Below are 18,232 nucleotides of genomic sequence, written 5' to 3'. Positions count from 1 at the left end.
ATGGTTCTTGTAAAATAGGACAAACTTATGAAACTTTCTACAGCATTTATTTCTGTACCAGACTATCTTGAAGGGGAAAAAATAAGTCCCATTCGCCATGAATATCTTAGCGGTCAAATATTCGCTATGTCTGGTGGTAGCGAAGAACATAATCGTATTACTCTCAATATTGCCAGTCTCTTAAATTTTCATTTACGGGGGAGTGGTTGTAAAACTTTCATGTCAGAGATGAAAGTCAATATGCCCATTGCTGAAAATACTGCGGATCTTTTTTATTATCCCGATGTCATGGTAACTTGCAACCCCCAAGATACGGAAAGATATTATAAAACTCGTCCGTGTTTAATTGTTGAGGTGCTTTCTCCTTCCACTCAAAGTTTAGATCGGCGAGAAAAACGGCTAAATTATCAAAGTTTGCCCAGTTTACAGGAATATATCCTCGTTTCTCAAACGGAAATGAGGGTGGAAGTTTATCGACGGAATACAGCCGGAAATTGGTCTCTGGAAATCTTAGAGGAGAATGATATTTTAGAGTTAAATTCAGTGGGTTTAACCTTGACAATAGCAGAGATTTATGATGAGATTTTGACGGGATAAATTGCTTGGATTTGAGCAGGATTTTGGGGATAGGATGGCGATCGATAATAGTTAGAGAAAGAAATGCGATCGCATTGAAATGCAAATCCCTAAACCTTATTTTTGAGAACAAAATCAATAATAAAATCTAGTCCTTGTTGTGTTTTCAGGTTAGTGAAGACAAAAGGGCGATCGCCGCGCATTTTTTTTGCGTCTCTTTCCATCACCTGTAAACTTGCACCCACAAAAGGCGCAAGATCGATTTTATTAATAATCAATAAATCTGATTTGGTGATACCAGGACCCCCTTTACGAGGAATTTTATCCCCTGCGGCGACATCAATAACATAAATAGTTAAATCGACCAATTCTGGGCTAAAAGTCGCCGCTAAATTGTCCCCCCCACTCTCCAAAAAGACAAAATCTAAAGAGGTAAATTTCTCCTCAAGAGATTCGATCGCCACCAAATTCATAGACGCATCTTCACGAATAGCTGTATGAGGACAACCTCCCGTTTCTACTCCCAGAATGCGATCGCTTGACAAAGCCTGCGATCGCACTAAAAACTGAGCATCTTCTTGAGTATAAATATCATTCGTCACCGCCGCAATTTGATACTTATCTCGCAATGCTTTACACAAACTATCTAATAAAGCAGTTTTTCCCGATCCTACTGGACCTGCAATTCCAATCCGAAAAGCTGTCATCGTTTTTGAACTCCACTAATTCTCATTAAATCTGAGAAAGTCGGACAATAATCAGATTGTCCAAATGTTGAAGGAAGAACAGGATTTTTGCAAGTAAAATGGCGATAATTCATACAAAAACGATCCCAAGGGGCAAGTTGGATATGAAATATCTTAATCAAAATATTAGCCAGCCATATTGATAAAGGAATTTGGAAATAAATTCTCTTGCCTAGATACTGACACGCTTCTTTTATCATTTCATTTAAAGTGATAGGTTGACTACCTAAAACCAATTGCTTAATATAAATATCATCTAACTGATCGATCGCATTATAAGGAATAGGATTATCAACTAAATACCCGACAACATTGGCGATATCTTGGGCATGAACAATGTGAAAACTGCCATCAGCTTTGAACCAACGTGCCAAGCCAACCCATTTCATGGCATCGACAAAACCAGCCGAAATATGCGAATAGGGTTTGTTTTTACCATTGCCCCCAAAGACTAAAGTAGGAAATAATACAGTAATTTTATCAGCAATTTTGAGGCGAGGCAGTTGGGTTAAACAATCGTATTTAGAACGGATATAATCTGTTCCCAACTCGCTTGCTTCTTTGAGAATTTGATTATTATGATTGAGAATACTAGCTGTAGAAAAATAAAGAACTTGCTGACATTTATTAACATCCAATAAGTTCATTAAACGGGTTGTTTTAATAACATTAGTATCTAATACTTCCGAAGCTCCTCCCCAGGCACTCGCTGCTAGAATGGCGACATCTATTGTTTTAAGTAAATCCGCAAAGCGATCGATTTCCCGTAAGTCCCCATGCAGGATATTCACACCGGGACGAACTTTATAATCAAACCCTACTTTTTGAGGATTTCTAACCAGAAAAAATAGTTCGTGTTGAGTGTTTTGAATTAAATTTTCGGCGATATAGTGACCGATACAGCCACTTCCACCGGTAATAAAAATCCGCTTGGATGTCATTTTCAGTTCCACAATTGATTATGAAGGGTTTGGAGACCAAACCCCTACGGCAAAAATTAGGCAAAAGTCAGGAGTTTATTCGCTTGTTTTGCTGTTTCAAAAAAGAAGCGAACATTGTCTTCTGGGGTACCTGGTAAAACACCATGACCGAGGTTAAAGATATGCCCTGTAGGTCCTGCTTTTTTAATGGTATCGAGAATGCGATCGCGGATAAAATCTTGAGAACCAAATAGAGCGCCAGGATCCATATTTCCTTGCACTTTCATTTCTGACCCGAGGCGCTTTCTGGCATTGGCCATATCTACCGTCCAGTCTACGCTGATGATATCAACTCCCGATTGTCCCATGCGCTCTAAAACCCCAGCACTGCCGCTAATATAAAGAATTAAAGGGGTATCGGGATGAGTTTCTTTCACCCGTCGGACAATATATTGTTGGTAGGGCAGGGCAAAAGTATCGTAATCTTGGGGGCTAAGTTGTCCCGCCCAAGAATCGAATAATTGTACTATTTGCGCTCCGCTATCGATTTGAAAGCGCACATAAGTGGCGATCGCCTCGGCGAGTTTACTCAACAGTTTATGCAGGATTTCCGGTTCGGAAAAGGCCATCTTTTTAATAATGGCGTAGTTTTTCGAGCTTTTCCCTTCTACAGCATAGGCGGCTAGGGTCCAAGGAGAGCCGACAAAACCTAAAACCGTGGATTCATTGCCCACTTCCTGACGCAAGGTTTGTAGGGTCTTTTTGACGAAGGGTAGAGCCGATTCAGGATCGAGGGGGTGAAGTTTGTCAATTTGTTCTTGGGTGCGAAGGGGAGGATCGATCGCAGGTCCCTTATTTTCCACAATATCAAAGGGAATACCAATGCCCGGTAAAGGGGTAAGAATGTCGGAAAACATAATTACGCCGTCGGGCTGAAAGGCGTGCCAAGGTTGTAGAGATATTTCAATCGCCAGAGCCGCATTTTCCGATCGCTCTCGAAAACTAGGGTATTTGTCGCGCAAATCTCGATAAACTTTCATATAGCGTCCAGCTTGCCGCATCATCCAGACTGGTGTGCGATCGGCTTGTTCTCCTTTAGCCACGCGCAGCAAAAGCGGTTCTTGGGTTGCCCCCATTTGTTTATTCTCCGTGTTCGGTTTACTAAATTTTTTTACTAATTTTTTTAGCAACTTTTCATTCTAAACACCCGAACAACTCATTGTAAAGCAAATCTGTAAAGCAAATCTGTAAAGCAAATCGGACATACAAAAGAACTAACGGAAAAAACTGCTTACGCTAAAGCGCAATTAATTAACAAGGTTTTAAAAGGAATGCGGAACGCGAGACTTGAACTCGCACAGGATTATCTCCCACTAGAACCTGAATCTAGCGCGTCTACCAATTCCGCCAGTTCCGCAGGTTAAATGCAATTTAGTATTATGCCACAAATATTACAATTTTTCAAGATTACCCCGATCTCTCGTAATAATTGAGAAAAAGAATAAGCAAGGAAAGAATTTTTGAGGCGATCGCAGAAAAATAAGATCGAACATACCGTTTTTGCGCTAAATCGTCGCCTTCTTTCAGGAATTGCTGACAAGATGACCCATTTAAGCTGGTAATTGTCAATCTTTTTGGTAATATCAAAACAAAAAAATTGCAAAACTTCGCAAAACTTGAACTAATTGTGGAAAACAGAGCGATCGATACCTCTTTAAGCCAAACCAAAGCCAAATCCTCCGGGGATGAAGTGCAAGAAGCCCTTCGTATTTGGGGCAGAAGACCCCTAAGCGGGAATGTTCGCATTAGTGGCGCAAAAAACTCCGCTCTTGTCCTGATGGCAGGCGCATTACTGTGTCCAGAACAGTGTCGGCTCAGAAATGTTCCTGCTTTGGCGGACATCAACAGAATGGGGCAGGTTTTAGAAGCCCTCGGGGTGAAGTTGCAACGACGGGGAGATGCCCTCGATATCGATGCCAGCACTCTCACCACTTCTAAAGCCCCCTACGAACTGGTTTCTCAGTTACGAGCCAGTTTTTTTGTCATTGGTTCTTTGGTGGCGCGGTTGGGATCGGCACGAGTGCCTTTACCGGGAGGGTGCGCGATCGGGGCGCGACCCGTGGATCTCCACGTCCGGGGCTTACAGGCATTAGGTGCGGAAGTTCGCATCGAACACGGGATCGTCTATGCCGATATCAAAGGCAGTGGTGGTAAATTAAAAGGCGCAAAAATTTATCTCGACTATCCTAGCGTAGGCGCGACAGAAACCCTGATGATGGCTGCTACCCTGGCTGAGGGGGAAACCATCATCGAGAACGCCGCCCAGGAGCCGGAGGTTGCGGATCTGGCTAACTTCTGTCGGGCAATGGGGGCGAAGATTCGCGGTGCGGGAACCAATACGATTATTATCGTCGGGGTTCCGAGGCTACATACGACGGATTATTCCATCATTCCCGATCGCATTGAAACCGGAACATTTTTGGTTGCAGGGGCAATTACAGGGTCGGAAATCTCGCTCTCTCCCGTCATTCCCGAGCATTTAACCCCAGTCATTGCCAAGTTAAGGGAAATCGGGTCGGAGATTATCTTTGAGGAACCCAATCGTCTGCGAATTATACCGGGAGAACTGCAAGCAACGGATATTGCGACTCTTCCCTATCCCGGTTTTCCCACGGATATGCAGGCTCAATTTATGACCTTGTTGAGCTTGAGTGAGGGCAATAGCGTCGTCTCAGAAACCGTGTTTGAAAATCGTATGGGTCACGTTCCCGAGTTGGTTCGCATGGGGGCAGATGTTCGCATTAAGGGGGAAAATGCCATTATTCGCGGTGTTCCCATGCTCTCGGGGGCTCCCGTCTCGGGGACAGATTTGCGAGCCTCTGCTGCCCTAGTTTTGGCGGGTTTGGCGGCGGATGGCGAAACCCTGGTCAAAGGGTTACATCATCTCGATCGCGGTTACGAAAATTTGGAAGGAAAACTCCGCAAATTGGGTGCAAAAGTGGAACGAGTGACGGGAAATTGGTAATAAAATAGGACTTACGCAGCTAGGGAGCGAACTACTGTATTTTCTTGTCATGGTAGTGCGGGCATCTTGCCCGCTTATGCGTAAGTCCTAATAAAAGTTATTTACCAATACAAAAGCGACTGAAAATCCGCTCTAATACGGATTCGGTGACATCTTCTCCGGTAATTTCTCCTAGGGTGCGAATGGCATCCCGTAGGTCGATGGTCCAAAAGTCCAGGGGAAGATTCTGTTCAATCGTATTTTGAACGCATTCTAGGGCGGTTTTAACTCGGGTTAAAGCCGCCTCTTGTCTTTGGTTGATGGCTAGATCGAGGTTCGCGGCGGTTAAATTTTCGCTTTTGATGGTTTCGAGAATGGCTGCTTCTAGGCGATCGAGTCCCCGATCGCCGATGGCGCAAGTCCAGGCAATACGCTCGATTTCCGGGGGATAGGTGACGCGATCGGGGGGGGCGAGATCGATTTTGTTGATAATCAGGATCAGAGGGCGATGCTTGACTAAGGCGTAAATCTCGGCCTCGGCATTGGTCCAACCCTGGCGGGCATCGAGGGTGAGGAGGACGAGATCCGCTTCTCGGGCGGCTTTTTGCGATCGCGCAACACCGATTTTCTCTACGGTATCCTCGGTTGCGCGAATGCCCGCAGTATCTAAAACCTGCACGGGAATTCCCCCAACAATGAGATTTGATTCCACCACATCCCGCGTCGTACCGGGAAGATCCGTGACAATGGCGCGATCGCTGCGACTCCAAGCGTTGAGTAAGCTGGATTTTCCCACATTAGGCGCACCAACGATGGCGACTTTTAAGCCACTGCGAAGGAGTTGCCCGCGATCGGCTGTGGCGAGAATATGTTTAACTTCTGTTTGCACAAGTTGCAGGCGATCGCGAATTTCCTCTTCATTTAAAGGCGGTAAATCGTCCTCAAAATCAATCCTGGCTTCTACTTCTGCGAGAATATCCAAACAATTTTGCCGCAATTGGCGAATCGGAGTTGCTAATTTTCCCTGTAACCCAGCCAGGGCAATTTGAGCAGCTTGCGGCGATCGCGCCCCAACAATATCGGCAACACTCTCCGCTTGGGTGAGGTCAATTCTGCCGTTGAGAAAAGCACGCAGGGTAAATTCCCCCGGTTGTGCCAATTTTGCCCCGCATTCAAGGCAGAGTTGCAGAACTTGCTGTACTGGAATCATGCCCCCGTGACAGTGGAATTCCACCACATCTTCGCGGGTGAACGATCGCGGTGCCAACATGATTAACAGCAGTGCTTCGTCAATCTGTTTCCCGGTTTGCGGGTGGCAGATCCTACCGTAGAGAATGCGATGACTCTGCCATTGTTGCTTACCTGGGGCGTAAAAAATCTCTTGGGCAATTTCTAACGCTTGTGCGCCGGATAATCTCACAATGCCAATACTCCCTTGTTCGGGAACAACCGCCGTGGCGATCGCCGCGATCGTTTCTCCTTGGGTTGGTGAATCCGGCATTTCTTTTCCCCAGAATCATGTCTTTTATGGCATTATAATAACAAACTAGGAAAGTTATGAACGGCAATATTTTATGTCTGAATCAAGTACATTATTACAAAACAAATTTTTACAACCCCCTCAGCAAAGTCTTTATCGTGCGGTAATTTTTCCCTATCAAGGCAGGTTGCTAGGCATTGTTTTACTGAGTATTATCGATCTCTTCATTCTTTACGGACCTCCGAGAACTTTTCTCAAGGGACAAAGATTTTTCTGGGATCTTCCTTTGAGTTTACTGATTTGTGCCGGTTTAATTTGGGTGGGATCGAAACTCTTCGCCCGATTTTTTGAAAATTATCTGGTCGGTTCTGTTGCCAAAAGCAATCGTAAATTAAATTCAGGACTTTTAATCGCGCTTAAATTCATAGCCAATTCAGCGATTGTCTTGGTTGTTATTATTGCCTTTGCCCAAACCCATCGAATTAATATTTTTGGCTTATTGGCTAGTTTGGGTGTTGGTGGATTAGCGGTTGCTTTTGCTGCTCAGAAAACCTTAGAACAAATTTTAGGAGGTATTGTCTTATTAGTCGATCGCCCTTTTGTTATTGATGATTATATTGGACTTCCCGATGGCTTATTCGGACGAGTTGAATCTATTGGCTTGCGTTCTACGAAAATCAGAACTTCAGGCAAAGGCACAATTGTTGTTATTCCCAATAACCGTTTAACCCAAGTTAATATTGAAAACTTTACAGAAGCACAAAAAATCATTTCTCTGCTTCACTTGGCGTTTGAACAAGTTATTCCCGAACGGGAAAAAGCACTGATCGAACAAGTTATTATAGAAAGCACGCGAGATATTCTCGGCATCGATCCTCGCAGTACGAGAGTCACTTTTAAGGATGCAGGAGAAAACAAAGAGTCTCGCAAAACAGAAGCGCAAATAGCCTTTTTTATTCTCGGTTCTGGGCAAGTTTCTATTGACTTTCGCCGCCAGTTACTCGATATTGCCTGCCAAAATATTAGGCGACAGTTAAATGATTATAAAGTCGTTTTTGAAATTGAAGACAAAACGATTGAAATTGAATCTCCGATCACAATTTAAACAAATTTCATGGATATTTTAGTTATTCTACAAGACTGGTTACAATTTGACGAAGAAACACAAAAATTTCTGCTCCAATTTGGCATTCAGTTGGGTATTTTTCTGATTTTTGTCCTTTTGTCAATACTGATCGGACGCTATACTCCTTCTTTTACAGCCTCGATCGTGCGACGAATTTCACCGCAGCAAGTAGCCGATATTTATCAAAACCTGATGGTCCCAATTGAAGACCTTTTAAGAATGGCAGGAACTTTTATTTTAATATCAGTCTCTGCTGAATTGTTACAAGACTACCGGGGACTTTACGATTTTTTACAGTTTTTCTTCGATTTAGCAACCATCGCCAGTATTGCATGGCTAGTCTCTCGCTTATTTCACCAATTTGTACTGGTTTATGGCATTAATATCATCCGCCAAATTGGTTTAGAAGTGGATGAATTACTCCTGGTTGTTGAAACTATTGCTAATGCTTTCATTGGTTTTTTTGCAGTGGTTGCTTTTGCCCAAAGTCAAAATGTAAACTTATTTGGATTGTTGGCAGGTTTAGGTATTGGAGGTATCGCGATCGCCTTTGCTGCTCAAAAAACCCTCGAACAATTACTGGGTACGATTGTTATTTATTTAGATCGTCCTTATTCTCCTGGAGAATACATTCGCGTCAATTTGAATGTTCAGGCTCCAGATGTTTTTGGGCGTGTTGAATCCATTGGTTTGCGATCGACAAAAGTACGTTTACCTGCCAAAAATACCTTACTGATTATTCCCAATTCTATTATGGCCAATAAAGATATTGAGAACATCAGCCGAGGTAAAAAAGTTATGGTTTTGCTCTATCTAGATTTCCCTAAAATATTAGATGAACGGGAACAGGCTCTTGTCGAACAAGTCGTGAAAGACAGTACAAATACTTTATTTGGTATCGATCCAGGCAGCACAAGAATAAATATTTTTCAACCTGAAGATAAACAAGGAACTCGAGGGCGAGTTAGCTTTTTTATTCTTGGGTCTTATCAGGATTCTCTCGATTTACGCAAGCGCTTGCTGGAAATTGCCAATGAGAAAATTTCTCAGGAATTAGCAGAACAAAAAATCGCTTTCATAATACAAGAACCAACCATTTATGTTGAATCTCCTGTCACCATTTAATCAGGATCGAAACGAAAGTTAACCCTCAACCCTCAATTATCAAAAGTAGTCCCAAGGCGATCGCCAGAGAAGTTTCTATCGGAGCGATCGCCTTGAGTCCCGGAAAACTTGATATAGTAGATCGTTGCATCGACAAATGTGGTGGGAATGTTTCGAGAGCAAAGTCCGTGTTTGAGTTTGGCGGTAGATCGCCTACTCGCAGCCGGAAAGGAAAATTATGCGATCTGGGTTCTCCATGCCCCTCTACCGGGAGGGTACGTTCACCATGACAGTATTTGGCCGGCCCGTATGACCCAGCAATGGTTGGCCTGGCAAGAAATGTTTTCTTTACAAGAACATTTGCACATTCCCCTCGTGGGATCCTCAGAAGAATATATTGCTCCGAAAATAGCCTCAGAACTTTTTAACTCTCCCACAGATCCCGATATCTCCGCAGGTAACTATAGTGGGCGCTTAATGCAAAATTTGGGCATCGATCTTTGGAATTGGTTATTACAGGGATCGATCCGTAATAGTTGGTCCCAAAGTCGGGGCATTGCTATCGGTCAAAATAAACCCTTGCGCTTTCGTCTCGATATTCGCGACCCTCATTTAATTCCTCTACCTTGGGAAATCATCCAGCCTGCCCCTGGCAAGCAATCTATTTCTCTCAATCGTCAATTTTTATTCAGTCGTACCACTAGCGATGTAGATCCTCTTACTCCCCAGCGATCGCACGACCGATTGAATATTTTGTTAGTTTTGGGTGAAAGTGATGTAGAGAATCATCAATCTCTACAATTACAAGAAGAAGCGCGATCGCTGTCGGAAGCCATTGAAAAACGGACGGAAGAGGTGAATTATCAACGTTCATTTTCTCCAGTTCCCCCTCGCGTTGATGTTCTCTTGCAACCTACCCCCGCCGAATTGGTGACAGCCTTGGAAAAAGGGATTTACAATGTCTTTTTCTATGCCGGTCATGGTGTTACCGCCCCAGATGGAGGCTCTCTCTTTTTGCGTCCCAATGCCACTATTAATGGCACGGAACTGGCACAAGTTTTAGTGAGAACCCAAATCGTCCTTGCGGTTTTTAATGCCTGTTGGGGGGCGCAACCTGAAAGCATTGCCGGTCGTACTATTCCCCGCAGCAGTTTAGCGGAGGTGCTGATTCATCATGGGGTTCCGGCGGTTTTGGGGATGCGAGATGCGATCGCCGATCGGGAGGCTTTAAGTTTTATTCAGGTGTTTACCGAGGCTCTTTCCGATCGAATGTCCATCGATCGCGCCGTGGCCATCGCCCGTCAGCATCTCCTCACGTTATATAAGTTTAATCAACCGACTTGGACCCTGCCGATCCTATATATGCACCCAGAATTTGAGGGGGAACTGATTAAACCCCTCGGGGAAGGCATTACTGAGTTACCTACGGTTTTACCTGGGGGCAAAAAAAATCTTGTTCCCAAAGCATCTTTGCATTCCCGACCAGGCGATCGGGTCTGGGATATTCAAGGCGGACTTATGCGAGTAGGTCGCCGTCCCGATAACGATCTGGTGATTCAAGAACGTTGGGTTAGTCAAAACCATGCAGAGATATTTTATCGAGAAACATTTCTAGGGACAAAATCCGCCCCGAGTTATTTTTTACGGGATTTTTCTCGCTATGGAACGCTTCTTTCTGATGGGGAAAACTGGCAAAAAGTTCATCATCAAGAAGTCCTTTTAGAACCTGGGGTTAAGCTCAAATTTGGCAGTTCTCAGGGTCAAGTCTTGGAGTTTAAAATTGAATCATCCCCATTATCTTAACCTTTAAGAGGTCAGGAAATAACCGCACCGATCCAAGCGTGCTGCTAAAATATCCGCGTGTTTCCACCAGGATACACCTCCTACCCAAGAACGAGAAGGTAAATGTCCTATGGGCGATCGCAAATTAAACTGTAAATAAGCATGGCTTTTCTCGTCATGTACTGGCCAGCCCACTTGCTGACAAAATAGATCGTATTCTTTCCCTACTTCTTCATAAATTTGTTTTTGAACCTGAAAACCAAAGCGTCCTTGACTCGATTTAAACCATAAATAATCTATTGCTTTTAAATCTTTGCAAGGTAATTTCTGAATATCTTTGTTAAACAAATAAGTTCCTGCTCTTTTCCCCATCAATGTACATAAAATATCTCTTGTCTCCTCATCAGCTTCCTTCCAACGCTTGCGAGAAAGGAGTGCTTTTAAGCGGGTATAATCAATTCTCACTTGAGATTCTTCACTTTCTCCTGATAACTTTAAGCGTAAATCCTCTAATTCTACTTCCGAGCCTACACTCGTCTGTCGCGGCATTAAACCTCGCATTTTAGAGGGTTTTGAGGTGAGAGGCAGAGACATCGCTTGAGTGCGCTGCTGAGGATTGGTAATCAACTGCTGAGGAGTTAATCGCTTGGGAATTTGGGTCGTGGGAGAGGGAGAAAGGGGTTGATTCTGAAGGGGAATGTTACCAATTTCGCGCATTACTTCCTCCGCAGATTGGGCGCGTTGGCGTAAAGAAGGCTCCACTAAATGATTTAATACTTTAGTCAGTTTGGCGCTAATTTGCATTCCCCCAGGTAGGCGATCGCGCCATTTCCAGCGCTCTTCAATGACATCAAACAGATGGTCGGGATGTACACCGACCAGTAAATTTAAACAAGTTGCTCCCAAACTATACAAATCACTCGCAGGTAAGACTTTTCCTCGCATTTGTTCTGGTGACATAAATCCAGGCGTACCAATAATTGTTGCCCCTCCCATCATTGCCGTCCCGGTAAATAGCCGCGCTACGCCAAAATCAATTAGCACGATTTGACCATTCTCTGCACGTTCCATGATATTCTCTGGCTTAATATCTCGATGAATGACTTGGCGATCGTGGATAAACTTTAAAACGGGTAATATATCTCGGAGAAGTTGCCAGATTTTTTCCTCTTTATTTCTCACTTTTTGCCATGCCTCCATATTCAGAGTAGGACCTGGGATATATTCCTGCACTAAAAATAAATAACCCTGTTCTGAGAAATAAGCATAGAGGGTGGGAATTTGTGGATGGTTGCCTAATTCGCTCAAACGCACGGCTTCTTGCTGAAATAAATCCATTGCTTTAGCATGGACTTCTGGGGTCGCCTGTTGCAAATATAATTGTTTAATTACACAAGTAGGATGTTTGGGAAAATGTTCGTCAATCCCTAAAAATGTACGCCCAAAACCCCCTTGACCTAACGCACTTAAAGCACGATAACGCTCTTTCAGTAGCAGAGAAGAACCGCAGGTCTTACAGGATCGATCGCCTTTACTATTTTGCGGTTGGGTACATTCCGGATTGAGACAATAAGCCATAATGGGTGAATGGGTAATTGTTAAAACAGTTAATGTTAACTTCTTTAATTTTATGACAGTAAATTCGTCTAAATTTAATCCTCCTTTTGCTCTTAGCGATCGCAATTCTAGCGCAACCCGAAATCCTGTACTACAAATCATTCTGATGGAGAATATCGCCAAGATTTACGGTAGTGGCAATACCGAGGTGCGGGCTTTGGATCAGGTAAATTTAAGCGTAGAAACTGGAGAATATTGTGCCATTATGGGACCATCAGGATCGGGAAAATCTACCTTGATGAATATTATTGGCTGTTTGGACAGTCCTTCCCAAGGCAGCTATTTACTCGATCGCGTTGATGTTTCTTCTCTCCATGATGATCGCCTCGCAGACATTCGCAATAAAAAGATCGGCTTTGTCTTTCAACAATTTCACTTATTACCCCAGTCTTCGGCGTTGGATAATACAATTTTACCTATGATTTATGCTGGAGTCTCCCCTGCCGAACGCCGCGATCGCGCCGAGGAAGCCCTTGTGCGGGTCGGTTTAGCCGATCGCTTGCAAAATAAGCCCAATCAACTTTCTGGAGGACAACAGCAACGAGTCGCGATCGCCCGAGCCATTGTCAATAAACCGGCAATCTTACTTGCAGACGAACCAACCGGAGCCCTAGATTCCCGCACAACAGCAGAAATTTTAGCATTATTTGACGAACTCAATCAAGCCGGGATGACGGTGGTAATGGTGACTCACGAAACAGAAGTAGCTAAACAAACTCAGCGTATTGTTTGGCTAAAAGATGGGAAAATCCTCCACTCTCACCTTACTCCCGAAGAAATGTTAGAGGTTGCGGTACATTAAAGAAAGTTATCTTTAATTCCCCCTTCTTATAAAAGGAGGGTTTAGGGGAGGTACTAAAAATTTCGTTTGAGAAATTTCCAAACCGCGACGATCGCCTCCTCAACCCATGCCATGACAAGATCGACAAATTTGAGGGCTTTTTCTAAAGGATGTTCGATATATCCCGTGGTTTTCGCGTCTATTTCGAGCCAATTATCCTCTAATTCCGGCTTATTTTCCGGCTTTTGAGCCCACTTATTGTTAACAGTAGAAAGAGAACTTTCTTCGGAGGAGGGATCTACAGGAGAAGACATAGAATCTAATTTTTGTAAGCTAGAAGAATAAGAATTAGCAGACTGAGATTCTAACTGCAAGGTTTGAGAAGGAGCGGACAATTCTGGGATATCCTCATAGGCGATCGCTTTTCGTTGGGAAAGATGAGAGATAAACTCTACTCGGGAGCGATCGTAGAGTTCCTCCCACACCAACCAAGGATCTTCCATCGGGGTAGAAGTCGCAGCAGGTAAGGATCGGTTGCGATGATCGGTGCCGAAAAAATAATCCATTGCCGCCCGCAGAAAATGTTGCATTTTAGTGAGGCGATCATGATCGCTCAAGTTGGCATTTTCCAACTCCTGCCACCAAATTTCAAGGCGATCGCGTAAAAGATTCTGCTTGTTTTCTAAAGTGGCGATCGCCTCATCTAATTCCACCACTAAATCGGCAACCGGAAGGGGAGCCCGCCAAATTGCTGTGGATGGGGCGATGGCGATCGGGCTTTCAGTTTCCTGCCCTTGGGAGGACATTTGCTGCCATTGCAGAACGATTTTCGCCTCCTGAAACAAATCGATCGCCCGAGCAATGCTACCCTGTTGTTCCCAGCGCATCAGGTGCCAAAAGCAACGCAAGGGAGGGGCAATATTCGGGTTAACCGTTAAAGACGGAGGAATTAAATATTGTCGCGCTTTAATTCTTTGCAAATATTGCTGATAGGCATAATCAGCCAGTTCTCTCCGCATGATTTGTGCGAGGTATATCTGTTGTTTTTTTGTGAGCAGATCGAGGCATTGATTCTCAACGGTAGCAAGAACTAAATGATGTTTGTCCAACCCAGAGGCAATGCCCCGAATGCGTTGTGTTGTGCCGATTGTTACCGTTTGTCGGTCTGCATCTGTTGCCGGGGCGATGGCGGGCATATTAGCGGTCCAGAGGACAGGAGAGGCAAAAGCGTGAATCTCATAATTTCCCGGAATTGTCTCGAGGAGGGATTTAACGCTAGTTAAAGTTTTCCAAACCGGAGTATCGACGGGAATATGGTCTTCTTGAGAGGTTTCTGGGAGAGGAATAGGAGCAACTTTTTGTTCCAGTTTCCAAACGAAAGCGCGTCCCCCTTGAGCGATGAGATAAACGGGATAAACCAGAATTTGTGTTCCCCAAATCGCCGCAATTTTGGCACTGCGAAAGGTTTTTGCTAGGCGATCGCCCAGCACGATCCTCTGGCGGTTGAGAAAGTTAAATAGGCGACTTTTATAGGGGCGCGGCGGGGAAATCATGGCTCGTTGCAAATACTCTGGTTATTATTCTCCCACACCGATCGGCGATCGCGAAATGCGTTATCAGTTTTTCACTCCTATTCGCGATCGTCAAAACGAAAGTTCAAAGTTGCACTCATCGAAATGCGATCGCGTCCATTTCGTTTTGATTGATACAAGGCTTCACCAGCCGCCTCTATTAAGACAGATGCGGCGGTTTCCTGATTGGGGATCGTACTGGCAACACCGAGGCTAACCGTGACAATATCCTTCGCAAAGCCACCATATTTTTCCGCATTGATAGGAATGCCCAACATTTCGATTTGTCTGCGTAATTTTTCAGCCAGAATTGAAGCAGTGTTGCCATCAGTTTGCGGCAGTAAAGCAATAAATTCATCGCCACCATAACGGGCGATCGCAGTTGTGGGAATATCAATTCCCGCCTCAAATACCCCGGCAATCAGTTGCAAACAATTATCCCCATCAGTCAAACCGTGAACATCATTAAAAATCTTAAAACAGTCAAGATTGCAAACAATAATAGATAACGGCATTCCTGTTTGAGCCAGTTGTTGCCATTGTTCCTCTAATTGTTCCTCAAAACTGCGCCGATTGAGCAGTCCGGTTAATTCGTCGAGATTTCGTAATTGTTGTAATTTTTGGTTCTGCTGTTCGAGATCGACTAGGCGATCGCTTGTGATTTCGGGGGGATTAGCCCTATCTCTCTCATCCTGTAAGAATTGCTGCTGAAAATAGCGGCGATATAGCTCGTAGCGAACGCTTATTTTATCGCCCTTTAAGGTGACTAAACCCAAACTTTCTAATTTATAGGCCAAGATGGAATTAATAACAATAGGGCGATCTGCCGCGATCGCCCTTTCAAAAGCACGAGATAATTCTCGATCATTTTTGAGAACTAACCGATGTCGTCGCAAATGATCGCGATAAATGCCTCCTTCCGTGGCACTCTCCTCCAGAATTTGCTCTAAATTCCCTGAATCCAATGAACTTCCGCGAGCTAAGTGATAAAAAGCCAAACGAGTTAATAAAGGATGCCCACCCACAAGCGCCATCAGGTCTTTAGTTCGATCTTCGTGCCAATCTAAACCATGCAAATGAGCGAGAGTTTCGACTTGTTGGGGGGTAAATTCTCGTATATTTAATGGTAATCCCACATTAAAGGGAGATTGATTAATATTAAGGGGAACATAAACCTCTGTTGAATAAACAACTACTAAGCGAAGTTTGCGCCAGATATTAAGCTGTTTGGCTTCCTCATGCCACGATCGCAATAAGGGCAAAAATTCAACAGCAATTTGAGGATATTCAAACAGATGATTGACTTCATTTAAAGCAACGACCACAGGGCGATCGAGATGCTCGAGTAAATACCATTGAAAATAACAAGTACAATTGACTTTACTACCGACATCTTTATCCCAATATTCATCTAAGTTCGGTTTGAGATTTAATCCCCGACTAACTTGAGTACAAAAACCACGCAAAAATTTATTGAGATCGTTGCCATCGATTTGTTGAAAATTAACATTAACCCGGTGATATCCTAGAGACTCAGCATGGGCAAGAACCCGATTTAAGAGGGAAGATTTGCCCATGTCTTTCGGTGCTTTAATTCGCAACACGCAACCAGGCTTGAGAATCTCATTGCAAGCCTGCTCTTCCAAAGGAGGACGGGGAATATAAAAGAGAGAATCGAGAGGTACTGGTCCGTTGGGGTACTCGGGAGGAGGTTGAGATGAGGATGAGTTTGAGAGAGGATGGGTAGGCATTTTATTTGCGTCACCTACAATGATTTTGCTGCTGGCAGGATCTGGAGATTGGGAATCGGGCATAGCGATGACTCTAAAATAGCTTGACAAAATCCTAGGTTTTGTTCATCAGAAAAATTGGGTAGAAACCCCGTCTTTATAGGACGGCTTTATATTAGTTTCGCTACCGCCTTGGAGTTGTTTAATTAGTGTGCTTTTGTATTGCACTTTTAACAGGACAATTACTGTATCTAATTAACAACCCTGTACGCATAGCGGTTTTGCTCTTTCGAGCCTCCCTTGCGGGGTACTTAGTCTGGTCAGAATGGCCTGTTAGATTTCTCTTTCAAGCCTCACGCCTTTAGGCTGAGGTTCCTGACTCTACTACTTTTGAACGTTTCTCTTCGGGAATTATAACATCAAAGATGTGGCAAGGGTACTCCCGTTAGACCCGATAGGGTTAGCGGGAGAGGAATTGCCACAAACAAGGGAGTCTGAGCAAAGCGAATCAGTCATATCCTGTACTTGTACCCTTAAACTATAATCCCAGTTGAGCGCCGAAATACAAGCGATAGAGTTCGCAGGAACAAATACATTCGCTTCCTTCTAAAGCAATCAAACCCATACTGTAGAGTTTATAGGCGGCAATGGATTCTAAGCGCACGCGACCTGGGGTTGCAACGATCTCTTCGTAAGCCTCTGCTAATTCCGGTTCTTTTTGGAGAGTTCCCCATAATTCTTTTAAGTGATTGCTATAGATCCCAGCTTCTGTGGGGGCTTCTTGTAATAATTGCTCTAAAGTAACTGTTTCCCGACGCAGATGATAAAACGCCAATTGAATTAAATAAGGATGACCGCCAATTGTTTCGATCAGAGGCTGCAAACGCTGTAATCCTTCTTCTCCTGCTGCCCACTCTAATTCATAAAGTAAGGCTAAGTCCTGAACTTGTTCGAGGGTAAATAAAGGAACTTTAATCGGTAATCCTACATTAAATGGAGATTGATTGAGATTTAAAGGAACATAAATCTCTGTAGAGTGAACCACCACCAGCCGTAGTTTTTCAAATGCTGTTCCTTGTTTGGCCTGCTCGTGCCAAGATCGCAAAAGGGGCAGAAAATCCTGAGCGATGGCAGGATGCTCAAAAATGCGGTTGACTTCATTGAGGGCAACAACAATGGGTGTTTCGATTTCTTCCAGTAAATAGCCCTCAAAATAGAGGGTACAGCTAACTTTACTGCCAATATCCTCATCCCAAAATTCATCGAGTAAGGGTTCGAGTTTTAATTGACGGGCAATTACTTTACAAAACCAGCGCAAAAAGCGATCGATGGAGGAAAAAATTGACTCATCGGTTTGCTGAAAATCAATGTTAATGGTATGGAAACCTTCTTTTCTCGCGCGATCGAGGATTTTGGCCAGTAAAGAACTTTTTCCCATTCTTTTCGGAGCCTTAATCCTAGTGACACTGCCTGATTTGAGGATTTCCCGACAGGCGAGATCCTCAATGGGGGGGCGCTCGATATAAAAGTGAGAATCAGGAGATAAGGGCGTACCGGGAAATTCCAGATCGAAGGTCATGGAGATTTGAGAATTAAAGGACAAGAATAGAGGATAAGGGAACAGACACCATAGAATTTAATATTTCGCCAATTCTAACATTTTAAGAATGGGGATAATGGGGAATTATTAATTACTCATTGATAAGCGCGATCGCATAAATGCCGATCTTCTTCTTTTAACTCAGTATTTGTTCGCAAATAATCCCGTATCCAATTACAAGCATAAGTAAATTCA

The 18,232-nt window shown here is 43.8% G+C and carries 15 protein-coding genes and 1 tRNA gene; 6 read left to right on the top strand and 10 right to left on the bottom strand.

Annotated elements, in window-relative coordinates; genetic code table 11:
* Positions 1-27 precede the first annotated feature (27 nt).
* Positions 28-597: a Uma2 family endonuclease gene (locus JUI58_RS12915; RefSeq protein ID WP_204104203.1), complete on the top strand. Its 570-nt coding sequence runs from the start codon at positions 28-30 to the stop codon at positions 595-597.
* A gap of 89 nt (positions 598-686) precedes the next feature.
* Here JUI58_RS12915 and ureG read toward each other — a convergent pair whose 3' ends face one another.
* The 5 genes from ureG to JUI58_RS12890 form a co-directional block, all read right to left on the bottom strand.
* Positions 687-1,283, bottom strand: a complete 597-nt coding sequence (gene ureG / locus JUI58_RS12910) for an urease accessory protein UreG (protein ID WP_204104202.1) — start codon at positions 1,281-1,283, stop codon at positions 687-689.
* Positions 1,280-2,263: an NAD(P)-dependent oxidoreductase gene (locus JUI58_RS12905; protein WP_204104201.1), complete on the bottom strand. Its 984-nt coding sequence runs from the start codon at positions 2,261-2,263 to the stop codon at positions 1,280-1,282. Before JUI58_RS12905 ends, ureG begins: the two co-directional genes overlap by 4 nt.
* Positions 2,264-2,319: 56 nt before the next feature.
* A complete protein-coding gene (gene hemE, locus JUI58_RS12900; RefSeq protein WP_204104200.1) occupies positions 2,320-3,378 on the bottom strand; it encodes a uroporphyrinogen decarboxylase in 1,059 nt (352 codons plus the stop codon).
* Positions 3,379-3,574: 196 nt separating this feature from the next.
* Positions 3,575-3,659: transfer RNA gene (locus JUI58_RS12895), tRNA-Leu, on the bottom strand.
* Between the two features lie 50 nt (positions 3,660-3,709).
* On the bottom strand, positions 3,710-3,871 hold the full coding sequence (locus JUI58_RS12890) for a hypothetical protein (protein ID WP_204104199.1): 162 nt from the start codon (positions 3,869-3,871) through the stop codon (positions 3,710-3,712).
* Positions 3,872-3,944: 73 nt separating this feature from the next.
* Between JUI58_RS12890 and murA the strand changes: the two genes are divergently transcribed.
* Positions 3,945-5,267 carry a UDP-N-acetylglucosamine 1-carboxyvinyltransferase gene (murA, locus tag JUI58_RS12885; protein ID WP_348539884.1) on the top strand — a complete coding sequence of 441 codons (1,323 nt, stop codon included), beginning with the start codon at positions 3,945-3,947 and terminating at the stop codon, positions 5,265-5,267.
* 97 nt (positions 5,268-5,364) lie between these two features.
* Here murA and mnmE read toward each other — a convergent pair whose 3' ends face one another.
* Positions 5,365-6,747, bottom strand: a complete 1,383-nt coding sequence (mnmE, locus tag JUI58_RS12880; protein ID WP_204104198.1) for a tRNA uridine-5-carboxymethylaminomethyl(34) synthesis GTPase MnmE — start codon at positions 6,745-6,747, stop codon at positions 5,365-5,367.
* A gap of 73 nt (positions 6,748-6,820) precedes the next feature.
* Between mnmE and JUI58_RS12875 the strand changes: the two genes are divergently transcribed.
* From JUI58_RS12875 to JUI58_RS12865, 3 genes are all read left to right on the top strand, one after another.
* A complete protein-coding gene (locus tag JUI58_RS12875; protein WP_204104197.1) occupies positions 6,821-7,831 on the top strand; it encodes a mechanosensitive ion channel domain-containing protein in 1,011 nt (336 codons plus the stop codon).
* A gap of 9 nt (positions 7,832-7,840) precedes the next feature.
* The gene (locus tag JUI58_RS12870) at positions 7,841-8,977 is read left to right on the top strand and encodes a mechanosensitive ion channel family protein (protein ID WP_204104196.1); all 1,137 of its coding nucleotides are present in this window, start codon (positions 7,841-7,843) and stop codon (positions 8,975-8,977) included.
* A 147-nt stretch (positions 8,978-9,124) separates the two neighbouring features.
* Positions 9,125-10,759: a CHAT domain-containing protein gene (locus JUI58_RS12865; protein WP_204104195.1), complete on the top strand. Its 1,635-nt coding sequence runs from the start codon at positions 9,125-9,127 to the stop codon at positions 10,757-10,759.
* Between the two features lie 3 nt (positions 10,760-10,762).
* On the opposite strand, the gene JUI58_RS12860 is transcribed toward JUI58_RS12865, so the two are convergent.
* Complete coding sequence (locus JUI58_RS12860) at positions 10,763-12,316, bottom strand: serine/threonine-protein kinase (protein WP_204104194.1); 1,554 nt, start codon at positions 12,314-12,316, stop codon at positions 10,763-10,765.
* Between the two features lie 145 nt (positions 12,317-12,461).
* On the opposite strand from JUI58_RS12860, the gene JUI58_RS12855 reads away from it, so the two are divergent.
* Positions 12,462-13,157, top strand: coding sequence for an ABC transporter ATP-binding protein (locus tag JUI58_RS12855; RefSeq protein WP_204104226.1), 696 nt, complete (start codon positions 12,462-12,464; stop codon positions 13,155-13,157).
* 53 nt (positions 13,158-13,210) lie between these two features.
* Here the strand turns inward: JUI58_RS12855 and JUI58_RS12850 are convergent, their stop codons facing one another.
* The 3 genes from JUI58_RS12850 to JUI58_RS12840 form a co-directional block, all read right to left on the bottom strand.
* Entirely contained in the window at positions 13,211-14,689 is a 1,479-nt protein-coding gene (locus JUI58_RS12850; protein ID WP_204104193.1) for a hypothetical protein, read from the bottom strand.
* A 77-nt stretch (positions 14,690-14,766) separates the two neighbouring features.
* Complete coding sequence (locus tag JUI58_RS12845; protein ID WP_204104192.1) at positions 14,767-16,521, bottom strand: AAA-like domain-containing protein; 1,755 nt, start codon at positions 16,519-16,521, stop codon at positions 14,767-14,769.
* A gap of 454 nt (positions 16,522-16,975) precedes the next feature.
* Positions 16,976-18,016, bottom strand: a complete 1,041-nt coding sequence (locus JUI58_RS12840) for an AAA-like domain-containing protein (RefSeq protein ID WP_204104191.1) — start codon at positions 18,014-18,016, stop codon at positions 16,976-16,978.
* Between the last annotated feature and the right edge of the window lie 216 nt (positions 18,017-18,232).

Origin of the sequence: Spirulina sp. CCY15215, assembly GCF_016888125.1 — a bacterium.
Lineage (GTDB): Bacteria > Cyanobacteriota > Cyanobacteriia > Cyanobacteriales > Spirulinaceae > CCY15215.
Note: the sequence above shows the minus strand (reverse complement) of the source record. Positions and strands in the feature narration are given on the sequence as shown.

Bases quoted from the DNA above. Each gene is read 5' to 3' on its own strand.
- hemE (WP_204104200.1), bottom strand. From the start codon at position 3,378: ATGGGGGCAACCCAAGAACCGCTTTTGCTGCGCGTGGCTAAAGGAGAA.
- JUI58_RS12865 (WP_204104195.1), top strand. From the start codon at position 9,125: ATGTTTCGAGAGCAAAGTCCGTGTTTGAGTTTGGCGGTAGATCGCCTA.
- JUI58_RS12875 (WP_204104197.1), top strand. From the start codon at position 6,821: ATGTCTGAATCAAGTACATTATTACAAAACAAATTTTTACAACCCCCT.
- JUI58_RS12855 (WP_204104226.1), top strand. From the start codon at position 12,462: ATGGAGAATATCGCCAAGATTTACGGTAGTGGCAATACCGAGGTGCGG.
- JUI58_RS12915 (WP_204104203.1), top strand. From the start codon at position 28: ATGAAACTTTCTACAGCATTTATTTCTGTACCAGACTATCTTGAAGGG.
- mnmE (WP_204104198.1), bottom strand. From the start codon at position 6,747: ATGCCGGATTCACCAACCCAAGGAGAAACGATCGCGGCGATCGCCACG.
- JUI58_RS12870 (WP_204104196.1), top strand. From the start codon at position 7,841: ATGGATATTTTAGTTATTCTACAAGACTGGTTACAATTTGACGAAGAA.
- JUI58_RS12845 (WP_204104192.1), bottom strand. From the start codon at position 16,521: ATGCCCGATTCCCAATCTCCAGATCCTGCCAGCAGCAAAATCATTGTA.
- JUI58_RS12840 (WP_204104191.1), bottom strand. From the start codon at position 18,016: ATGACCTTCGATCTGGAATTTCCCGGTACGCCCTTATCTCCTGATTCT.
- ureG (WP_204104202.1), bottom strand. From the start codon at position 1,283: ATGACAGCTTTTCGGATTGGAATTGCAGGTCCAGTAGGATCGGGAAAA.
- JUI58_RS12850 (WP_204104193.1), bottom strand. From the start codon at position 14,689: ATGATTTCCCCGCCGCGCCCCTATAAAAGTCGCCTATTTAACTTTCTC.
- JUI58_RS12905 (WP_204104201.1), bottom strand. From the start codon at position 2,263: ATGACATCCAAGCGGATTTTTATTACCGGTGGAAGTGGCTGTATCGGT.
- JUI58_RS12860 (WP_204104194.1), bottom strand. From the start codon at position 12,316: ATGGCTTATTGTCTCAATCCGGAATGTACCCAACCGCAAAATAGTAAA.